Here is a 15,199-nt window from a genome sequence, read left to right as displayed (position 1 = left end):
AGTCATCGATGAACGTTTTCTGGTTCCTGCCCACCCACGGTGACGGCCACTTCCTCGGCACCAGCGAGGGCGCGCGCCCGGTGTCGCTGCCTTATTTGAAGCAGATCGCCCAGGCCGCCGACGCCCTCGGCTACTACGGCGTGCTGATTCCCACTGGCCGCTCCTGCGAAGACTCCTGGGTCGTCGCCTCGGCCCTGGCGCCGCTCACCGAACGCCTGCGCTACCTGGTGGCGATCCGTCCGGGGATCATCTCGCCCACCGTGTCCGCGCGCATGGCCGCGACCCTGGATCGCCTGTCCGGCGGCCGTCTGCTGATCAACGTGGTCACCGGCGGCGACCCGGATGAAAACCGTGGCGACGGCATCCACCTCAGCCATACCGAACGCTACGAAGTCACCGACGAATTCCTGCGTATCTGGCGCCGCGTGCTGCAGGGCGAGTCGGTGGACTTCGCCGGCAAACACCTGCAGGTGGAGAACGCCAAGGCACTCTATCCGCCGATCCAGAAACCGTACCCGCCGCTGTACTTCGGCGGCTCTTCGGCCGAGGCCCATGACCTGGCCGCCGAGCAGGTGGATGTCTACCTGACCTGGGGCGAGCCGCCGCAAGCGGTCGCGCAGAAGATCGCCGACGTGCGCGAGAAGGCTGCCAAGCAGGGCCGCACGGTGAAGTTCGGCATCCGTCTGCACGTGATCGTCCGCGAGACCGCCGAGGAAGCCTGGAAGGCCGCCGACAAGCTGATCGCCAACATCTCCGACGAGACCATCGCCAACGCGCAGAAATCCTTCGCCCGCTTCGATTCCGAAGGCCAGCGACGCATGGCCGCGCTGCACGGCGGGCGCCGTGACCAGCTGGAGATCTACCCCAACCTCTGGGCCGGCGTCGGCCTGGTGCGCGGCGGCGCCGGCACCGCGCTGGTGGGCGACCCGCAGCAGGTCGCCGAGCGCATCAAGGAGTACGCGGACCTCGGCATCGACAGCTTCATCTTCTCCGGCTACCCGCACCTGGAAGAGGCATATCGCTTTGCCGAACTGGTCTTCCCGCTGCTACCCGAGCCCTACGCCAGCCTTGCCGGGCGCGGCGTGACCAACCTCACCGGGCCCTTCGGCGAAATGATCGCCAACGACGTGCTGCCCGAGCGCAAGGCTGGCTGAGCCGGCCAAACGACGCGCCGGCGGTGTCCGGCGCGCCACACAACGAAAGGAAGAGGAAGCGAGCGTGAACGCCAAGACGCGGCTCGACGCACAGACACCCGGGCAGATAGCCCAACGCCTGGCCGCCGGTTTCGCCGAAACCGCCGCCGAGCGCGACATTCGTGGCGGCACGCCGAAGGCGGAGCGCGACGCGCTGCGCCAGAGCGGCCTGCTGTCGCTGATCATTCCCGGCGAGTACGGCGGCCTGGGCGCCGACTGGAGCACCACGCTGGACATCGTCCGGCAGTTCGCCGTGGTCGACAGCTCCATTGCCCACGTGTTCGGCTTCCAGCACCTGATGCTGGCCACCGTGCGCCTGTTCTCCCGGCCGGAGCAGTGGCAGCCGTGGTTCGAGCTGACCGCACGCAACCAGTGGTTCTGGGGCAACGCGCTGAACCCGCTGGACACCCGCACCGTGTCGCGCACCTTCGCCGGCTGGCGCGAGTTCTCCGGGCGCAAGAGCTTCTGCTCCGGCGCGCTGGATTCGCAGATGCTCATCGCCTCGGCGCTGGACGGCGAGGGCGGTAAGTTGCTGATCGCCGCCATTCCCACCGCGCGCAGCGGCATCAGCCTCGCCCATGACTGGGACAACATGGGCCAGCGTCAGACCGACAGCGGCAGCGCCACCTTCGAGCGCGTGCGGGTGGAGGAGAGCGAGCTGCTGCTCGACCCGGGGCCGCTGAGCACGCCCTTCGCCTGCCTGCGTCCGCTGATCGCCCAGCTGATCTTCACCCACGTCTTCCTCGGCATCGCCGAAGGCGCGTTCGAGGAGGCGCGGCAGTACACGCTCAAGGAGGCGCGCCCGTGGTTCCGCGCAAGCGTTCCCACGGTCGGCGAGGACCCCTACGTACTCGCGCATTACGGCGAATTCTGGGTCGGCCTGGAAAGCACCCGCCTGTTGGTGCGCCGCGCCGCGCAGTTGCTCGACGAAGCCTGGAGCAAGGGCGCCGCGCTGGACGCCGAGGAACGCGGACGCCTGGCCGTGGCCATCGCCACCGCCAAGGTCGCGGCTACGCGTAACGGCCTGGAAATCTGCAACCGCCTGTTCGAAGTCACCGGCGCGCGCTCCACCCACGCCGCGCTGCGCATCGACCGCTACTGGCGCAACCTGCGCACCCAGACCCTGCACGACCCGGTGGACTACAAGGTCCGCGAGTTGGGCGACTGGGCGCTGAACCAGCAACTGCCGCAACCGACCTTCTACTCATGAACGCGACCACACCCGAAGGGCTGCTGACCCTGCCCAAATCGCCCGCGCTGGCCACCTCCATCCGCGCCACGGCGCAGGTCTTCGAAGACCCGAAATCCCAGGCGCTGCTGGATCACCTGCAGCAGGTCGCGCCCAGCGAGGCCAGCGTGCTGATCATCGGCGAGACTGGTACCGGCAAGGAACTGGTGGCGCGGCACATCCACAACCTCAGCGCGCGGCGCGGTGGGCCGTTCTTGGCGGTGAACTGCGGGGCCTTCTCCGAATCCCTGGTGGAGGCCGAGCTGTTCGGCCACGAGAAGGGCGCCTTCACCGGCGCGCTGGCGGCCAAGGCCGGCTGGTTCGAGGAAGCCGACGGCGGCACCCTGTTCCTCGACGAGATCGGCGACCTGCCGATGCCGATCCAGGTCAAGCTGCTGCGCGTATTGCAGGAGCGCGAAGTGGTGCGCCTGGGCTCGCGCAAGAGCATCCCGATCAACGTGCGGGTGCTGGCGGCGACCAACGTGCAGCTGGAAAAGGCGATCAACGCCGGGCACTTCCGCGAGGACCTGTACTACCGGCTCAACGTGGTCAGCCTGGAGCTGTCGCCGCTGCGCGAGCGGCCCGGCGACATCCTGCCGCTGACCCGCCACTTCATCGCCGAATACAGCCGGCGCCTGGGCTACGGGCCGAGCCAGCTCAGCGCCGAGGCCGCGCAGAAGCTGCGCAGCTACTCCTGGCCGGGGAACATCCGCGAGCTGGAGAACGTCATCCACCACACGTTGCTGATCTGCCGCGACGGCGTGGTGCGCGCCGAAGACCTGCACCTGTCCAACCTGCGCATCGAGCGTGGCGACGAACCGCGCCTGGAGTCGCTCGGCGCCGAGCAGATGCTTCAGCAGGCCTTCCAGCGGCTGTTCGAGGAGCAGGGCGGCAACCTGCACGCGCGGGTGGAGGATGCGCTGCTGCGTGCGGCCTATCGCTTCTGCCACTGCAACCAGGTGCATACCGCCAGCCTGCTGGGGCTCAGCCGCAACGTCACGCGCACGCGGCTGATCGATATCGGCGAGCTGGTGGTGAACAAGCGGCGCGGCACGGGCGCAGTCGATCCGGAGCGGGTCGTGCGCCTGTCGATCTGATGTGCCGGCTGCCGGAACCGGTACTGACTGAAGTTGTTCGATAAGCGAACGCATAGGCGGTAATCGAATTGAACCGCCCGGCGACTCTCCGTACTGTTGGCTCCACCCCGCCCAGCCGGGTGGGGCAATAACAACAATGAGCGTCAGCCCGGGCCTTCAGCGCCTGCCTTGTTGCCGGTCCGTGCGTCCTCCGGCGGCGCCTCATTCCTGTCCGTCCAAGGCAGTCTCGACGACATCGGCACTGCTGCGACGAACCCTTCGCAGGAAGACTTCGCATGACCAGCTCCGCTCACGTGCCTGCTGCCGGCACCCTCGACGTCCAGTCCTTCATCAATGCCCAGCCGCTGTCCCTGTACCAGTGCCGCATCGTGCTGCTGTGCTTCCTCATCGTCTTCCTCGACGGCCTCGACACCGCCGCCATGGGCTTCATCGCCCCCGCGCTGACCCAGGACTGGGGCATCGACCGCGCCAGCCTCGGCCCGGTGATGAGCGCCGCGCTGATCGGCATGGTGTTCGGCGCCCTGGGCTCCGGCCCGCTGGCCGACCGCTTCGGACGCAAGGGCGTACTGGTGGTGGCGGTGTTCCTCTTCGGCCTGTTCAGCCTGATCTCGGCCTACAGCACCAACCTCGAACAGTTGATGGCGCTGCGTCTGCTGACCGGCATCGGCCTGGGCGCGGCGATGCCCAACGCGACCACGCTGCTTTCCGAATACACCCCCGAACGCCTCAAGTCGCTGCTGGTGACCAGCATGTTCTGCGGTTTCAACCTGGGGATGGCCTCGGGCGGTTTCGTCTCCGCCAAGCTGATCCCGGCCTACGGCTGGCACAGCCTGCTGCTGCTCGGCGGCGTGCTGCCGCTGGTTCTGGCGCTGGTGCTGCTGGTGTGGCTGCCGGAGTCGGCGCGTTTCCTGGTGGTGCGCAGCCGCGGGGCGGACAGGGTCAAGCGCGTGCTGGCGCCGATCGCGCCGGCCGAGGTGGTCGCCGCGCGTGATTTCAGCGTGCCCGAACAGAAGACGGTGCAGAGCCGCAACGTGTTCAAGGTGATCTTCTCCGGCACCTACAGCGCGGGAACTCTGCTGCTGTGGCTGACGTACTTCATGGGCCTGGTGATCGTCTACCTGCTCACCAGCTGGCTGCCGACCCTGATGCGTGATGCGGGGGCGAGCATGGAGCAGGCGGCCTTCATCGGCGCGCTGTTCCAGCTCGGCGGGGTGCTCAGTTCGGTGGCGGTGGGCTGGGCCATGGACCGCTTCAATCCGCACAAGGTCATCGGCATCTTCTACTGCCTGGCCGGTGTGTTCGCCTATTGCGTGGGGCAGAGCCTGGGCACCGTCACGCTGCTGGCGACCCTGGTACTGGCCGCCGGCATGTGCGTGAACGGCGCGCAGTCGGCCATGCCGTCGCTGGCGGCACGTTTCTACCCGACCCAGGGGCGCGCCACCGGGGTGTCCTGGATGCTGGGTATCGGCCGCTTCGGTGCCATCCTTGGCGCCTGGATCGGTGCGACCCTGCTGGGCCTGGGCTGGAACTTCGAACAGGTGCTGACCGCGCTGATCGTCCCGGCCGCCATCGCCACCGCCGCGGTGGTGATCAAGGGCCTGGTCAGCCACGCCGACGCCACTTGATGGGGTGGGGCGGCATGAGTGTGTTGCCATTCATCTCCGCCCCGTCCCAACGCCGCGCCGCTCGCATAGACTGGAGCGACCGCGGCGCAGACCGTGGCCACTGACAACAACCCTGGTGCCCTTGCATGCAAAGCCTGCTGAGCGAACGTAGCCGAGTGTTCGAACGCGCCGACCCCTACGCGGTGTCCGGCTACGTCAACCAGCATGTGGGCACCCACGACCTGCGCCTGCCGGCCCACGGGCATCCGCAGGCCAGCCTCAACCACCGGCGCTTCGCCAACCTCGACCTGTGCCGCATCAGTTACGGCGGCGCGGTGCGCGTCACTTCACCCGCGCTGGAAAGCATCTTCCACCTGCAGATCCTGCTCCGCGGTCACTGCCTGTGGCGCGGCCAGCGCCAGGAGCACTACCTGGCCCCGGGCGAGCTGCTGCTGATCAACCCGGACGATCCGGTCGACCTGACCTACTCGGACGACTGCGAGAAATTCATCCTGAAGATTCCGGTGACGCTGCTCGAAGCCATCTGCGCCGAGCAGCGCTGGAGCCATCCGCGCGCCGGCGTGCGCTTCACCGAGAACCGCTACCAGCTGGGCGAGCTGGAAGGCTTCGTCAACCTGCTGTCGATGGTCTGCCAGGAGTCCGAGGCCAGCGAGCGCCTGGCTCGGGTCGACGAGCACTACCAGCAGATCGTCGCCAGCAAGCTGCTGACGCTGCTCAAGACCAACGTCAGCCGCGAACCCATCGCCGGCGCCAGCGCCTCCTTCGAACGCATCGAGGCCTACATCGAGGGGCACCTGCGCGAGGACATCGACATCGAGGCCCTGGCCCACCAGGCGTCCATGAGCCTGCGATCGCTCTATGCGCTGTTCGAGCGCCAGGCCGGCAGCACGCCGCGCCAGTACATCCGCCGCCTGAAGCTGGAGCGCATCCGCGCCTGCCTGGGCGACCCGGCGTGCCCGGTGCGCAGCGTCACCGAGCTGGCGCTGGACTATGGCTTCCTGCACCTGGGGCGCTTCTCCGAGAGCTATCGCCAGCAGTTCGGCGAGCTGCCGTCGGAGACGCTCAGGCGTCGCGTCTGACTCGGAGCCGTAGGTGCGGACTCGTCCGCGATGCTCTTGCTTCGGGTTGGTTGTTTCAGCGCCGCTTCGGCGTGCGCGTGGACTTCTTGTTTCGCCCCCTCGGGCGACCTTCTTTGGCAAACGCCCCAAAGAAGGCAAAGGTCTTGCCCCTGTCATCCGGTTTTTCGCTTAGGCGAAAAATGCCCTCGCTCCATCGAAGTTTCAGGGCACGCGTCGACGGGCCATCCCTGGCCCAACGACGCTCTCGCGGCATCCATGCCGCTCAACCCCTGAAACTCCGATTCCACTCGGCCTCCTGAACGGGGCCGTTCGGAGTGCGCGGATGTTTCACTGGAAGTCTTCAGAGCAAAAGCCGGAGATATGGACTCTTCGTAGGAGCGAGCTTGCTCGCGAACCGCACGGCACGGTATTCCCCGTAGGAGAGACGGGGGCGCCTAGCCCTTGTCCGCGAAATCCATCGCGACGGAATAGGGCGCCCAAGGTGACTTCCTTGGTTTGCGCGGCGACGTCCCTGGCGCCGGCCTTGCCGGCGCATCGCGGATAAGATCCACTCCTACGAAAGCCCCAAGCTCCGGACGGCCCCTGCCGCTCTTCCGATTCCCCGCCTGGCCTTCGCCGATGAACTCTACTGAAAAGAGGCGTGTGCATTTTGCGCCGCCCCAGGGGAGGCCATGTCCATGAGTTCCAACCCGTTCATTCTCGACCCGGGCGAACGCAGCCCGGCCCTCAACGTCGTCGGTATCCGCATCAACGTCCTGGTGTCCGATACCGATTCGGCGGCGCAACGGATCACCTATCAGGCGGGCGGCGAAGGAGCCGGTCCGCCGCTGCATACCCACGATTGGGACGAGTCCTTCTACGTGCTGCAGGGCGAGGTGCTCTTCACCGTTGCCGGGCGCACTGCCGCCTGCCACGCCGGCACCCTGATCCATATCCCCGCCGGCACCCTCCACGGCTTCAACTTCGGCTCCGGCGGTGGCGAGATGCTCGAAGTCACCGGCGCCGGCAGCCAGGCCATCGAGATGTTCCGCGCACTGGATCGCGAGGTGCCGCCCGGCCCGGTGGATGTTCCGAAGACCGTGCAGGTCGCCGGCGAATACGGCGTCGTCTTCCACCTCTGAGCTCCCGCCTGGCGGCTCCTCGGGGTCGCCAGCTCTCCTGCCTCTCCTGCCTGCAGAAACTGGATAGCACTCTGCACAAAGCGGATATTGCCCCCGCCAACCCAGCCATAACCTGAGCCTGCCTGAACAATAACAACGGAGGCCCCGGCCATGTCCCTGGGTATCGACTACTTGCGTTCACTGCTCGAAGAAGACCCCGAGAAGGGCGTCTACCGCTGCCGGCGGGAGATGTTCACCGACCCGCGCCTGTTCGACCTGGAAATGAAGCACATCTTCGAAGGCAACTGGGTCTACCTCGCCCATGAAAGCCAGATCCCCGAGAAGAACGACTTCCTGACGACCATGATCGGCCGCCAGTCGATCTTCATCGCGCGCAACAAGGACGGCGTGCTCAACGCCTTCCTCAATGCCTGCAGCCACAAGGGCGCCATGCTCTGCCGGCACAAGTCCGGCAACCGCGCAAGCTACACCTGCCCGTTCCATGGCTGGACCTTCAACAACTCCGGCAAGCTGCTCAAGGTCAAGGACCCGGCCGAGGCCGGCTACCCGGAAGGCTTCAACTGCGAAGGCTCCCACGACCTGACCAGGGTGGCGCGCTTCGAGTCCTACCGCGGCTTCCTCTTCGGCAGCCTGAAGGCCGACGTCAAGCCGCTGGTGGAGCACCTGGGCGAGTCGGCGAAGATCATCGACATGATCGTCGACCAGTCCCCCGAAGGCCTGGAAGTGCTGCGCGGCTCCTCCAGCTACATCTACGAAGGCAACTGGAAGCTCACCGCCGAGAACGGCGCCGACGGCTACCACGTCAGCTCCGTGCACTGGAACTACGCCGCCACCCAGAACCAGCGCCAGCAGCGCGAGGCGGGCGCCGAGGTGAAGACCATGAGCGCCGGCGGCTGGGCCAAGCAGGGTGGCGGTTTCTACTCCTTCGACCACGGCCACCTGCTGCTCTGGACCCGCTGGGCCAACCCCGAGGCGCGCCCGGCCTTCGAGCGCCGCGACGAACTGGTCCGCGACCATGGCCAGGCTCGCGCCGACTGGATGATCGAGAACTCGCGCAACCTCTGCCTGTACCCCAACGTCTACCTGATGGACCAGTTCAGCTCGCAGATCCGCATCGCGCGGCCCATCGACGTCAACCGCACCGAGATCACCATCTACTGCATCGCGCCCAGGGGCGAGAGTGCCGAGGCGCGCGCCCAGCGCATCCGCCAGTACGAGGATTTCTTCAACGTCAGCGGCATGGCCACGCCGGACGACCTGGAGGAATTCCGCTCCTGCCAGCAGGCCTACCAGGGCAGCGCCAGCGGCTGGAACGACATGTCGCGCGGGGCGAAGCACTGGGTGCAGGGTGCCGACGATGCGGCACGGGAAATCGACCTGGCGCCGGCGCTCTCCGGCGTGCGCACCGAGGACGAAGGCCTGTTCGTGCTGCAGCACCAGTACTGGCAGCAGATCATGATCGACGCGCTGGCCGCCGAGCAGGCCAATCGCATCGCGCTGAAAGAGGAGGGCGTGTGATGAGCCGATACGAGACCGTGCGCGACTTTCTCTATCGCGAAGCCCGTTACCTGGACGACAAGGACTGGGACGCCTGGCTGGAACTGTACGCCGCCGACGCCACTTTCTGGATGCCGGCCTGGGACGACCGCGACCAGCTCACCGAAGACCCGCAGCGGGAGATCTCGCTGATCTGGTACGGCAGCCGGGGCGGTCTGGAAGACCGCGTGTTCCGCATCAAGACCGAGCGCTCCAGCGCGACCCTGCCGGACACCCGCACCTCACACAACCTGAGCAACATCGAGGTGCTCGGCGAGGACGACGGCCTGTGCCAGGTGCGCTTCAACTGGCACACCCTGAGCTTCCGCTACAAGACGGTCGACAGCTACTTCGGCACCAGCTTCTACACCCTCGACGTGCGCGGCGAGCAGCCGCTGGTGAAGGCGAAGAAGGTGGTCCTGAAGAACGACTACGTCAGGCAGGTCATCGATATCTACCACATCTGAAAAACGCGGCGTGAAGCTGCTGCGCTTGCCCGTGCTCCGTCTTGCCCGGCCGGCGCTCGCGACGCTTCAAGCCGCGTTTTTGAGGCGAATGAAATGAACAAGATCGCACTCAATTTCGAAGACGGCGTCACCCGCTTCATCGACGCCAGCCCCAGCGAAACCGTGGCCGACGCGGCCTACCGCCAGGGCATCAATATCCCGCTGGATTGCCGCGATGGCGCCTGCGGCACCTGCAAGTGCTTCGCCGAAGCCGGCCGCTACGACCTGGGCCAGGACTACATCGAGGACGCGCTGACCGAGGACGAAGCCGCCCAGGGCTACGTGCTCACCTGCCAGATGCGCGCGCAGAGCGACTGCGTGGTGCGCGTGCCGGCTTCCTCGCAGGTCTGCAAGACCGCCCAGGCCAGTTTCGAGGCGAGCATCAGCGCGGTGCGCCAGCTCTCCGAGAGCACCATTTCGCTGTCGATCAAGGGCGAAGCCCTGGGCAAGCTGGCCTTCCTGCCCGGGCAGTACGTCAACCTGCAGGTGCCGGGCAGCGAACAGACCCGCGCCTATTCCTTCAGCTCGCTGCAGAAGGACGGCGAAGTCAGCTTCCTGATCCGCAACGTGCCGGGCGGGCTGATGAGCAGCTTCCTCACCGGCCTGGCCAAGGCCGGCGACGCCATGACCCTGGCCGGCCCGCTGGGCAGCTTCTACCTGCGCGAGATCAGGCGCCCGCTGTTGCTGCTGGCCGGCGGTACGGGCCTGGCGCCCTTCACCGCGATGCTCGAACAGATCGCCGAACGCGGCAGCGAGCATCCGCTGCATCTGATCTACGGCGTCACCCACGACTTCGACCTGGTGGAACTGGATCGCCTGGAAGCCTTCGCCGCGCGCATCCCCAACTTCACCTGGAGCGCCTGCGTGGCCAGCGCGGAAAGCAGCTACCCGCGCAAGGGCTACGTCACCCAGCACATCACGCCGGCGCACCTGAACGATGGCGAGGTGGACATCTACCTCTGCGGCCCGCCGCCGATGGTCGAGGCGGTGAGTCAGTACATCCGCGAGCAGGGCGTCACACCGGCGAATTTCTATTACGAGAAGTTTGCGGCCAGCGCCGCCTGAGCCCGGAACACGCCTGCATACCCGCTGGGTATGCAGGCATGCCGACAAAGTATTTTTCCTCAATGCCACCGCGCCCTAGCCTCCGGGTTGGGCCCTTGCCGGGCCTGAATAACAACAATCAGCGAGGCATCGCCCTCGCAGCGGAGACCCCATGAGCCAGACGTGCAACATACCCGACGTGATAGATCACGCCGCCTTGAGTTCCTTCCAGTGGCGGGTGTTCGTCCTGTGTTTCCTGGTCGCCATCTTCGATGGCTTCGATACCCAGGCCATTGCCTATACCGGCCCGGCGATCATCGAGAGCCTGAAGCTGTCCACCGGCGGCCTGGCGCCGATCCTCAGCGCCGGCATCGTCGGCATGGCCCTCGGCGCCATGGCGCTGGGTCTGTTCGGCGACCGCTTCGGCCGTCGTCCCACCGTCATGGGCGCGGTGGCGCTGTTCGCCCTCGCCACGCTGGCCACGGCCTTCGCCACCAGTGCCGAGCAGATCCTCGTGCTGCGTTTCCTGGCCGGCCTCGGCATGGGCGGCGCCACGCCCGTGCTGCTGGCGCTGGCCTCCGAGTACGGCCCGGCGCGTCTGCGCGGCGCCATCGTCACCGGCATCCTGCTGGGCCTGCCGGCGGGCGCCATGCTTGGCGGGCTGCTTGCCGCCCAGGTCATGCCGCTGATCGGCTGGCAGGGCATCTTCCTCGCCGGCGGGCTGCTGCCGCTGGTGCTGCTGGCAGGGCTGTACTTCGCGCTGCCGGAATCGCTGCAGTTCCTCGCCAGCCGCTCGGGCGAGACGGCGCAGGTACGCCGCATTCTCGCGCGCATCAGTTCGCGGCCGCTCGCCGATGACGTGCGCTTCAGCGTACCGGAAGCCGCCACCCGCACCAGCGTACGTGCCCTGTTCGGGCCGGGGCTGGCACGCAACACCCTCGCCGTGTGGCTGACTTACCTGTTCAACTGGGTGGCCTGGTTCATGTTCCTCTCCTGGCTGCCCACCGTGCTGAAGACCGCCGGCCTGCCGGTGCAACAGGCGCCGCTGGGCACCGTCACGGTCAACGCGGTGTTCATTCTCTGCGCCATCCCGCTGTCGATCCTGCTGCCGCGCCTGAATACCCGCAACGTGCTGCTCGGCCTGTTCGCCCTCGGCGTGCTGGTCAGCCTCGGCCTGTCCCTGAGCGGTGACAACTGGACGCTGGTGTTCCTGCTGGTGGGCGCCGCGGGCCTGGGCATCGGCGGGCAGCAGATCGCCCTCAACTACCTGGTGGTTTCCGCCTACCCGACCAGCCTGCGCGCCACCGCCACCGGCTGGGCCATCGGCCTGGGCCGCGTGGGCGCCATCATCGGCTCGGCCCTGGGCGGAACCTTCCTCGAATGGGGCGGCGTCGCCGGCTTCTATCTGGCATTGGCCGTCCCCCTGCTGCTGGCGCTGGTCGCCGTGGCCCTCATACGCGGCAGCGAGAAGCCTTCGGGCGGCCTCGTGGCCGCGCATTGACAGGAGAACATCATGTCCCGTTTCAACAACAAGACCGCCCTCGTCACCGGCGCCGCCCAGGGTATCGGCCGGCGCGTTGCCGAGCGGCTGGTGGAAGAGGGGGCCAAGGTCATCGCCGTGGACCGCTCCGAGATTGTCCATGAACTGCAGGACGCCGGCGAAGTGCTCACCCTGACCGCCGACCTGGAACGCTTCGCCGATTGCCAGGGGGTGGTCGACCAGGCGCTCGCGCGTTTCAGTCGCCTCGACATCCTCATCAATAACGTCGGCGGCACCATCTGGGCCAAACCCTTCGAACACTATGCCGAAGAGGAAATCGAAGCCGAGGTGCGCCGCTCGCTGTTCCCCACGCTCTGGTGCTGCCGCGCGGCGCTGGTGCCGATGCTGGAGCAGGGTGCGGGCGCCATCGTCAACGTCTCCTCCATCGCCACCCGCGGGGTGAACCGCGTGCCCTACGGCGCGGCGAAGGGCGGAGTGAACGCGCTGACCGCCTGCCTGGCCTTCGAGACCGCCGAGCGCGGCGTACGGGTGAACGCCACCGCACCCGGCGGCACCGAAGCGCCGCCCCGGCGCATTCCACGCAATACCGCGCAGCAGAGTGAGCAGGAGAAGGGCTGGTACCAGCAGATCGTCGACCAGACCGTCAGCAGCAGCCTGATGAAGCGCTACGGGAGCATCGACGAACAGGTCGGTGCGATCCTCTTCCTCGCCTCCGATGAAGCCAGCTACATCACCGGCGTGACCCTGCCGGTGGGTGGCGGCGACCTGGGCTGAGGCGCCGCCATGAACCGCTCAGGGCAGGCTCGCGCCGATCAGCTGCAGGCAGCGTTGCAGCGGCGCGCTGACGTCGCCGCGGCGCTGGCTGAGGATGATCGGCGAGACCGCCTCGGCGTCGGTCAGCGTGGCGTAGCCGATATCGGCGCGGTGCTGTTGCTGCACCGACGCCGGCACCAGCGCCACGCCCAGGCCGGCGGCGACCAGGCCGATGGCGGTCTGCAATTCGTTGGTCCACTGCGCCACGCGCACGCTCAGGCCGTGGTTGGCGAACAGCGCCAGAACGTGGTCGGCGTAGCTGGGGCGCGGGTTGGCGGGGTAGAGCACGAAGTCCTCGCCGGCCAATTGCTCCAGGCTCAGTGGCGCACCGAGCAAACGGTGTCCGGCGGGCAGCACCGCGACCATCGGCTCCTCGCGCAGGACCTGCTGGGTGATGGCCGCATCGTCGATGCGGATGCGCCCGAAGCCGATGTCGATACGCCCGCTTTTCAGCGCCTCGACCTGTTGCACCGTGGTCATTTCCTGCAGGCCCAGCTCCAGCCCGGCGTCGCCGCGCAGCTCGCGGATCAGCTCAGGCAGGCCGTCGTACAGCGTCGAGGGCGCGAAGCCGATGCCGAACCACTGGCGCTCGCCGCGGCCGATGCGCCGGGTGCTCTCGCAGATGCTCTCCAGCTGCGCCAGCAGGGTGCCGGTCTGCTCGTGGAAGTAGCGCCCGGCGTCGGTCAGACGCAGCGGGCGGCCGCGTTCCAGCAACGGCACGCCGAGCAGTTCTTCCAACTGCTGGATCTGTCGGCTCAGCGGCGGCTGGGCGATGTGCAGGCGCTCGGCGGCGCGGGTGAAGTTGAGGGTGCCGGCCACTTCGCGGAAGTAGCGCAGGTGTCTCAGCTCCATGATACCTCCAGGGTATGCAACAAGATGGCAACGATATTGGACTGGCCGCAGGGCCCAGCGCAATCCTTCCTCAACCGTGAAAAGACCTTTCGGGTATCGCCACTGCGCAGCCCGATTCATCCAGCAATCCCAGAATGGAACGCCGTCCATGAGTAGCCCCGTCATCGAACGCATCGAGTCGATCATCGTCGACCTGCCGACCATCCGCCCGCACAAGCTGGCCATGCACACCATGCAACAGCAGACGCTGGTGATCCTCCGCCTGCGCTGCTCCGACGGCGTCGAAGGCATCGGCGAAGCCACCACCATCGGTGGCCTGGCCTACGGCAACGAGAGCCCGGAAAGCATCAAGGCCAACCTCGACGCGCACTTCGCGCCGCTGCTCAAGGGCCAGGACGCCAGCAACATCAACGCCTGCATGCAGCGCCTGGACAAGGCGATCAAGGGCAACACCTTCGCCCGCTCGGCGGTGGAGACCGCGCTGCTCGACGCCCAGGGCAAGCGCCTCGGCCTGCCGGTCAGCGAGCTGCTTGGCGGCCGCGTACGCGACAGCCTGGAAGTGGCCTGGACCCTGGCCTCCGGCGACACCGCCCGCGACATCGCTGAAGCCGAGCAGATGCTGGACATTCGCCGTCACCGCATCTTCAAGCTGAAGATCGGCGCCAACCCGCTGGAGCAGGACCTCCGGCACGTGGTGGCGATCAAGCAGGCCCTGGGCGAGCGCGCCAGCGTGCGCGTGGACGTCAACCAGGGCTGGGACGAGTCCCAGGCCATCCGTGGCTGCCAGGTACTCGGCGAGAGCGGCATCGACCTGATCGAGCAGCCCATCTCGCGCATCAACCGCAGCGGCCAGGTGCGCCTGAACCAGCGCAGCCCGGCGCCGGTCATGGCCGACGAATCCATCGAAAGCGTGGCCGATGCCTTCAGCCTCGCCGCCGACGGCGCCGCCAGCATCTTCGCCCTGAAGATCGCCAAGAACGGCGGCCCGCGCGCCGTGCTGCGCACCGCGCAGATTGCCGAAGCCGCCGGCATCGCGCTCTACGGCGGGACCATGCTCGAAGGTGCGGTCGGCACCCTGGCCTCGGCCCACGCCTTCCTCACCCTGGAAAAACTCACCTGGGCCACGGAGCTGTTCGGCCCGCTGCTGCTCACCGAAGAAATCGTCACCGAGCCGCCGGTCTACCGCGACTTCCAGCTGCACGTGCCGCGCACGCCCGGCCTGGGGCTGACGCTCGACGAAGAGCGCCTGAAGCATTTCGCCCGCCACTAACGGAGGAAAATCCCAATGCTGTTCCACGTGAAGATGACCGTGAAATTGCCCGTCGACATGGACCCGGCCAAGGCCGCCCAGCTCAAGGCCGACGAGAAGGAACTGGCCCAGCGCCTGCAGCGCGAGGGCAAGTGGCGCCACCTGTGGCGCATCGCCGGGCACTACGCCAACTACAGCGTGTTCGACCTCGCCAGCGTCGAGGAGCTGCACGACACCCTGATGCAGCTGCCGCTGTTCCCCTACATGGACATCGAGGTCGACGGGCTCTGCCGCCATCCGTCCTCGATCCACGCTGACGACCGCTGATTTTCGTTCCGTACGACTCGACAAGAAC

The 15,199-nt window shown here is 67.3% G+C and carries 14 protein-coding genes; 13 read left to right on the top strand and 1 reads right to left on the bottom strand.

Features of this window, described 5'->3' with window-relative positions; genetic code table 11:
• The first annotated feature begins 8 nt into the window (after nt 1-8).
• The 11 genes from ssuD (at nt 9) to ACAW63_RS21045 (ending at nt 12,704) form a co-directional block, all read left to right on the top strand.
• The gene (ssuD, locus tag ACAW63_RS21095) at nt 9-1,154 is read left to right on the top strand and encodes an FMNH2-dependent alkanesulfonate monooxygenase (protein ID WP_371228417.1); all 1,146 of its coding nucleotides are present in this window, start codon (nt 9-11) and stop codon (nt 1,152-1,154) included.
• 64 nt (nt 1,155-1,218) lie between these two features.
• Complete coding sequence (locus ACAW63_RS21090) at nt 1,219-2,403, top strand: acyl-CoA dehydrogenase family protein (protein ID WP_371228415.1); 1,185 nt, start codon at nt 1,219-1,221, stop codon at nt 2,401-2,403.
• Nucleotides 2,400-3,518, top strand: a complete 1,119-nt coding sequence (locus ACAW63_RS21085) for a sigma-54 interaction domain-containing protein (protein ID WP_371228412.1) — start codon at nt 2,400-2,402, stop codon at nt 3,516-3,518. The genes ACAW63_RS21090 and ACAW63_RS21085 overlap by 4 nt, the downstream gene beginning before the upstream one ends.
• Before the next feature lie 275 nt (nt 3,519-3,793).
• Nucleotides 3,794-5,143 carry an MFS transporter gene (locus ACAW63_RS21080; protein ID WP_371228410.1) on the top strand — a complete coding sequence of 450 codons (1,350 nt, stop codon included), beginning with the start codon at nt 3,794-3,796 and terminating at the stop codon, nt 5,141-5,143.
• Nucleotides 5,144-5,268: 125 nt separating this feature from the next.
• Entirely contained in the window at nt 5,269-6,222 is a 954-nt protein-coding gene (locus tag ACAW63_RS21075) for an AraC family transcriptional regulator (protein WP_371228408.1), read from the top strand.
• A gap of 677 nt (nt 6,223-6,899) precedes the next feature.
• Nucleotides 6,900-7,343 (top strand): cupin domain-containing protein, encoded by a 444-nt coding sequence (locus tag ACAW63_RS21070; protein ID WP_371228405.1) that lies wholly within the window; start codon nt 6,900-6,902, stop codon nt 7,341-7,343.
• A 150-nt stretch (nt 7,344-7,493) separates the two neighbouring features.
• On the top strand, nt 7,494-8,861 hold the full coding sequence (gene benA / locus ACAW63_RS21065; protein WP_371228402.1) for a benzoate 1,2-dioxygenase large subunit: 1,368 nt from the start codon (nt 7,494-7,496) through the stop codon (nt 8,859-8,861).
• The gene (benB, locus tag ACAW63_RS21060; protein ID WP_371228399.1) at nt 8,861-9,346 is read left to right on the top strand and encodes a benzoate 1,2-dioxygenase small subunit; all 486 of its coding nucleotides are present in this window, start codon (nt 8,861-8,863) and stop codon (nt 9,344-9,346) included. The genes benA and benB overlap by 1 nt, the downstream gene beginning before the upstream one ends.
• 93 nt (nt 9,347-9,439) lie before the next feature.
• Nucleotides 9,440-10,450: a benzoate 1,2-dioxygenase electron transfer component BenC gene (gene benC / locus ACAW63_RS21055; protein ID WP_371228397.1), complete on the top strand. Its 1,011-nt coding sequence runs from the start codon at nt 9,440-9,442 to the stop codon at nt 10,448-10,450.
• 151 nt (nt 10,451-10,601) lie between these two features.
• A complete protein-coding gene (locus ACAW63_RS21050) occupies nt 10,602-11,930 on the top strand; it encodes an MFS transporter (RefSeq protein ID WP_371228394.1) in 1,329 nt (442 codons plus the stop codon).
• A gap of 12 nt (nt 11,931-11,942) precedes the next feature.
• Entirely contained in the window at nt 11,943-12,704 is a 762-nt protein-coding gene (locus ACAW63_RS21045) for a 1,6-dihydroxycyclohexa-2,4-diene-1-carboxylate dehydrogenase (protein WP_371228391.1), read from the top strand.
• Between the two features lie 18 nt (nt 12,705-12,722).
• Here the strand turns inward: ACAW63_RS21045 and ACAW63_RS21040 are convergent, their stop codons facing one another.
• Complete coding sequence (locus tag ACAW63_RS21040; RefSeq protein ID WP_371228389.1) at nt 12,723-13,595, bottom strand: LysR family transcriptional regulator; 873 nt, start codon at nt 13,593-13,595, stop codon at nt 12,723-12,725.
• Between the two features lie 148 nt (nt 13,596-13,743).
• On the opposite strand from ACAW63_RS21040, the gene ACAW63_RS21035 reads away from it, so the two are divergent.
• Both ACAW63_RS21035 and catC read left to right on the top strand, forming a co-directional pair.
• Nucleotides 13,744-14,865, top strand: coding sequence for a muconate cycloisomerase family protein (locus ACAW63_RS21035; protein WP_371228386.1), 1,122 nt, complete (start codon nt 13,744-13,746; stop codon nt 14,863-14,865).
• A gap of 15 nt (nt 14,866-14,880) precedes the next feature.
• The gene (catC, locus tag ACAW63_RS21030; protein WP_015477003.1) at nt 14,881-15,171 is read left to right on the top strand and encodes a muconolactone Delta-isomerase; all 291 of its coding nucleotides are present in this window, start codon (nt 14,881-14,883) and stop codon (nt 15,169-15,171) included.
• Nucleotides 15,172-15,199 lie beyond the last annotated feature (28 nt).

This window comes from Pseudomonas sp. QE6, from assembly GCF_041379005.1.
Taxonomy (GTDB): Bacteria; Pseudomonadota; Gammaproteobacteria; order Pseudomonadales; family Pseudomonadaceae; genus Pseudomonas.
The sequence above is the reverse complement of the archived record's forward strand: the minus strand, read 5'-3'. Positions and strand labels throughout refer to the sequence as shown.

Excerpts from the sequence above, each read along its gene's own strand:
- ACAW63_RS21085 (WP_371228412.1), top strand. The coding sequence starts at position 2,400 with ATGAACGCGACCACACCCGAAGGGCTGCTGACCCTGCCCAAATCGCCC.
- catC (WP_015477003.1), top strand. The coding sequence starts at position 14,881 with ATGCTGTTCCACGTGAAGATGACCGTGAAATTGCCCGTCGACATGGAC.
- benB (WP_371228399.1), top strand. The coding sequence starts at position 8,861 with ATGAGCCGATACGAGACCGTGCGCGACTTTCTCTATCGCGAAGCCCGT.
- benC (WP_371228397.1), top strand. The coding sequence starts at position 9,440 with ATGAACAAGATCGCACTCAATTTCGAAGACGGCGTCACCCGCTTCATC.
- ACAW63_RS21075 (WP_371228408.1), top strand. The coding sequence starts at position 5,269 with ATGCAAAGCCTGCTGAGCGAACGTAGCCGAGTGTTCGAACGCGCCGAC.
- ACAW63_RS21035 (WP_371228386.1), top strand. The coding sequence starts at position 13,744 with ATGAGTAGCCCCGTCATCGAACGCATCGAGTCGATCATCGTCGACCTG.
- benA (WP_371228402.1), top strand. The coding sequence starts at position 7,494 with ATGTCCCTGGGTATCGACTACTTGCGTTCACTGCTCGAAGAAGACCCC.
- ssuD (WP_371228417.1), top strand. The coding sequence starts at position 9 with ATGAACGTTTTCTGGTTCCTGCCCACCCACGGTGACGGCCACTTCCTC.
- ACAW63_RS21050 (WP_371228394.1), top strand. The coding sequence starts at position 10,602 with ATGAGCCAGACGTGCAACATACCCGACGTGATAGATCACGCCGCCTTG.
- ACAW63_RS21080 (WP_371228410.1), top strand. The coding sequence starts at position 3,794 with ATGACCAGCTCCGCTCACGTGCCTGCTGCCGGCACCCTCGACGTCCAG.
- ACAW63_RS21070 (WP_371228405.1), top strand. The coding sequence starts at position 6,900 with ATGAGTTCCAACCCGTTCATTCTCGACCCGGGCGAACGCAGCCCGGCC.
- ACAW63_RS21045 (WP_371228391.1), top strand. The coding sequence starts at position 11,943 with ATGTCCCGTTTCAACAACAAGACCGCCCTCGTCACCGGCGCCGCCCAG.
- ACAW63_RS21040 (WP_371228389.1), bottom strand. The coding sequence starts at position 13,595 with ATGGAGCTGAGACACCTGCGCTACTTCCGCGAAGTGGCCGGCACCCTC.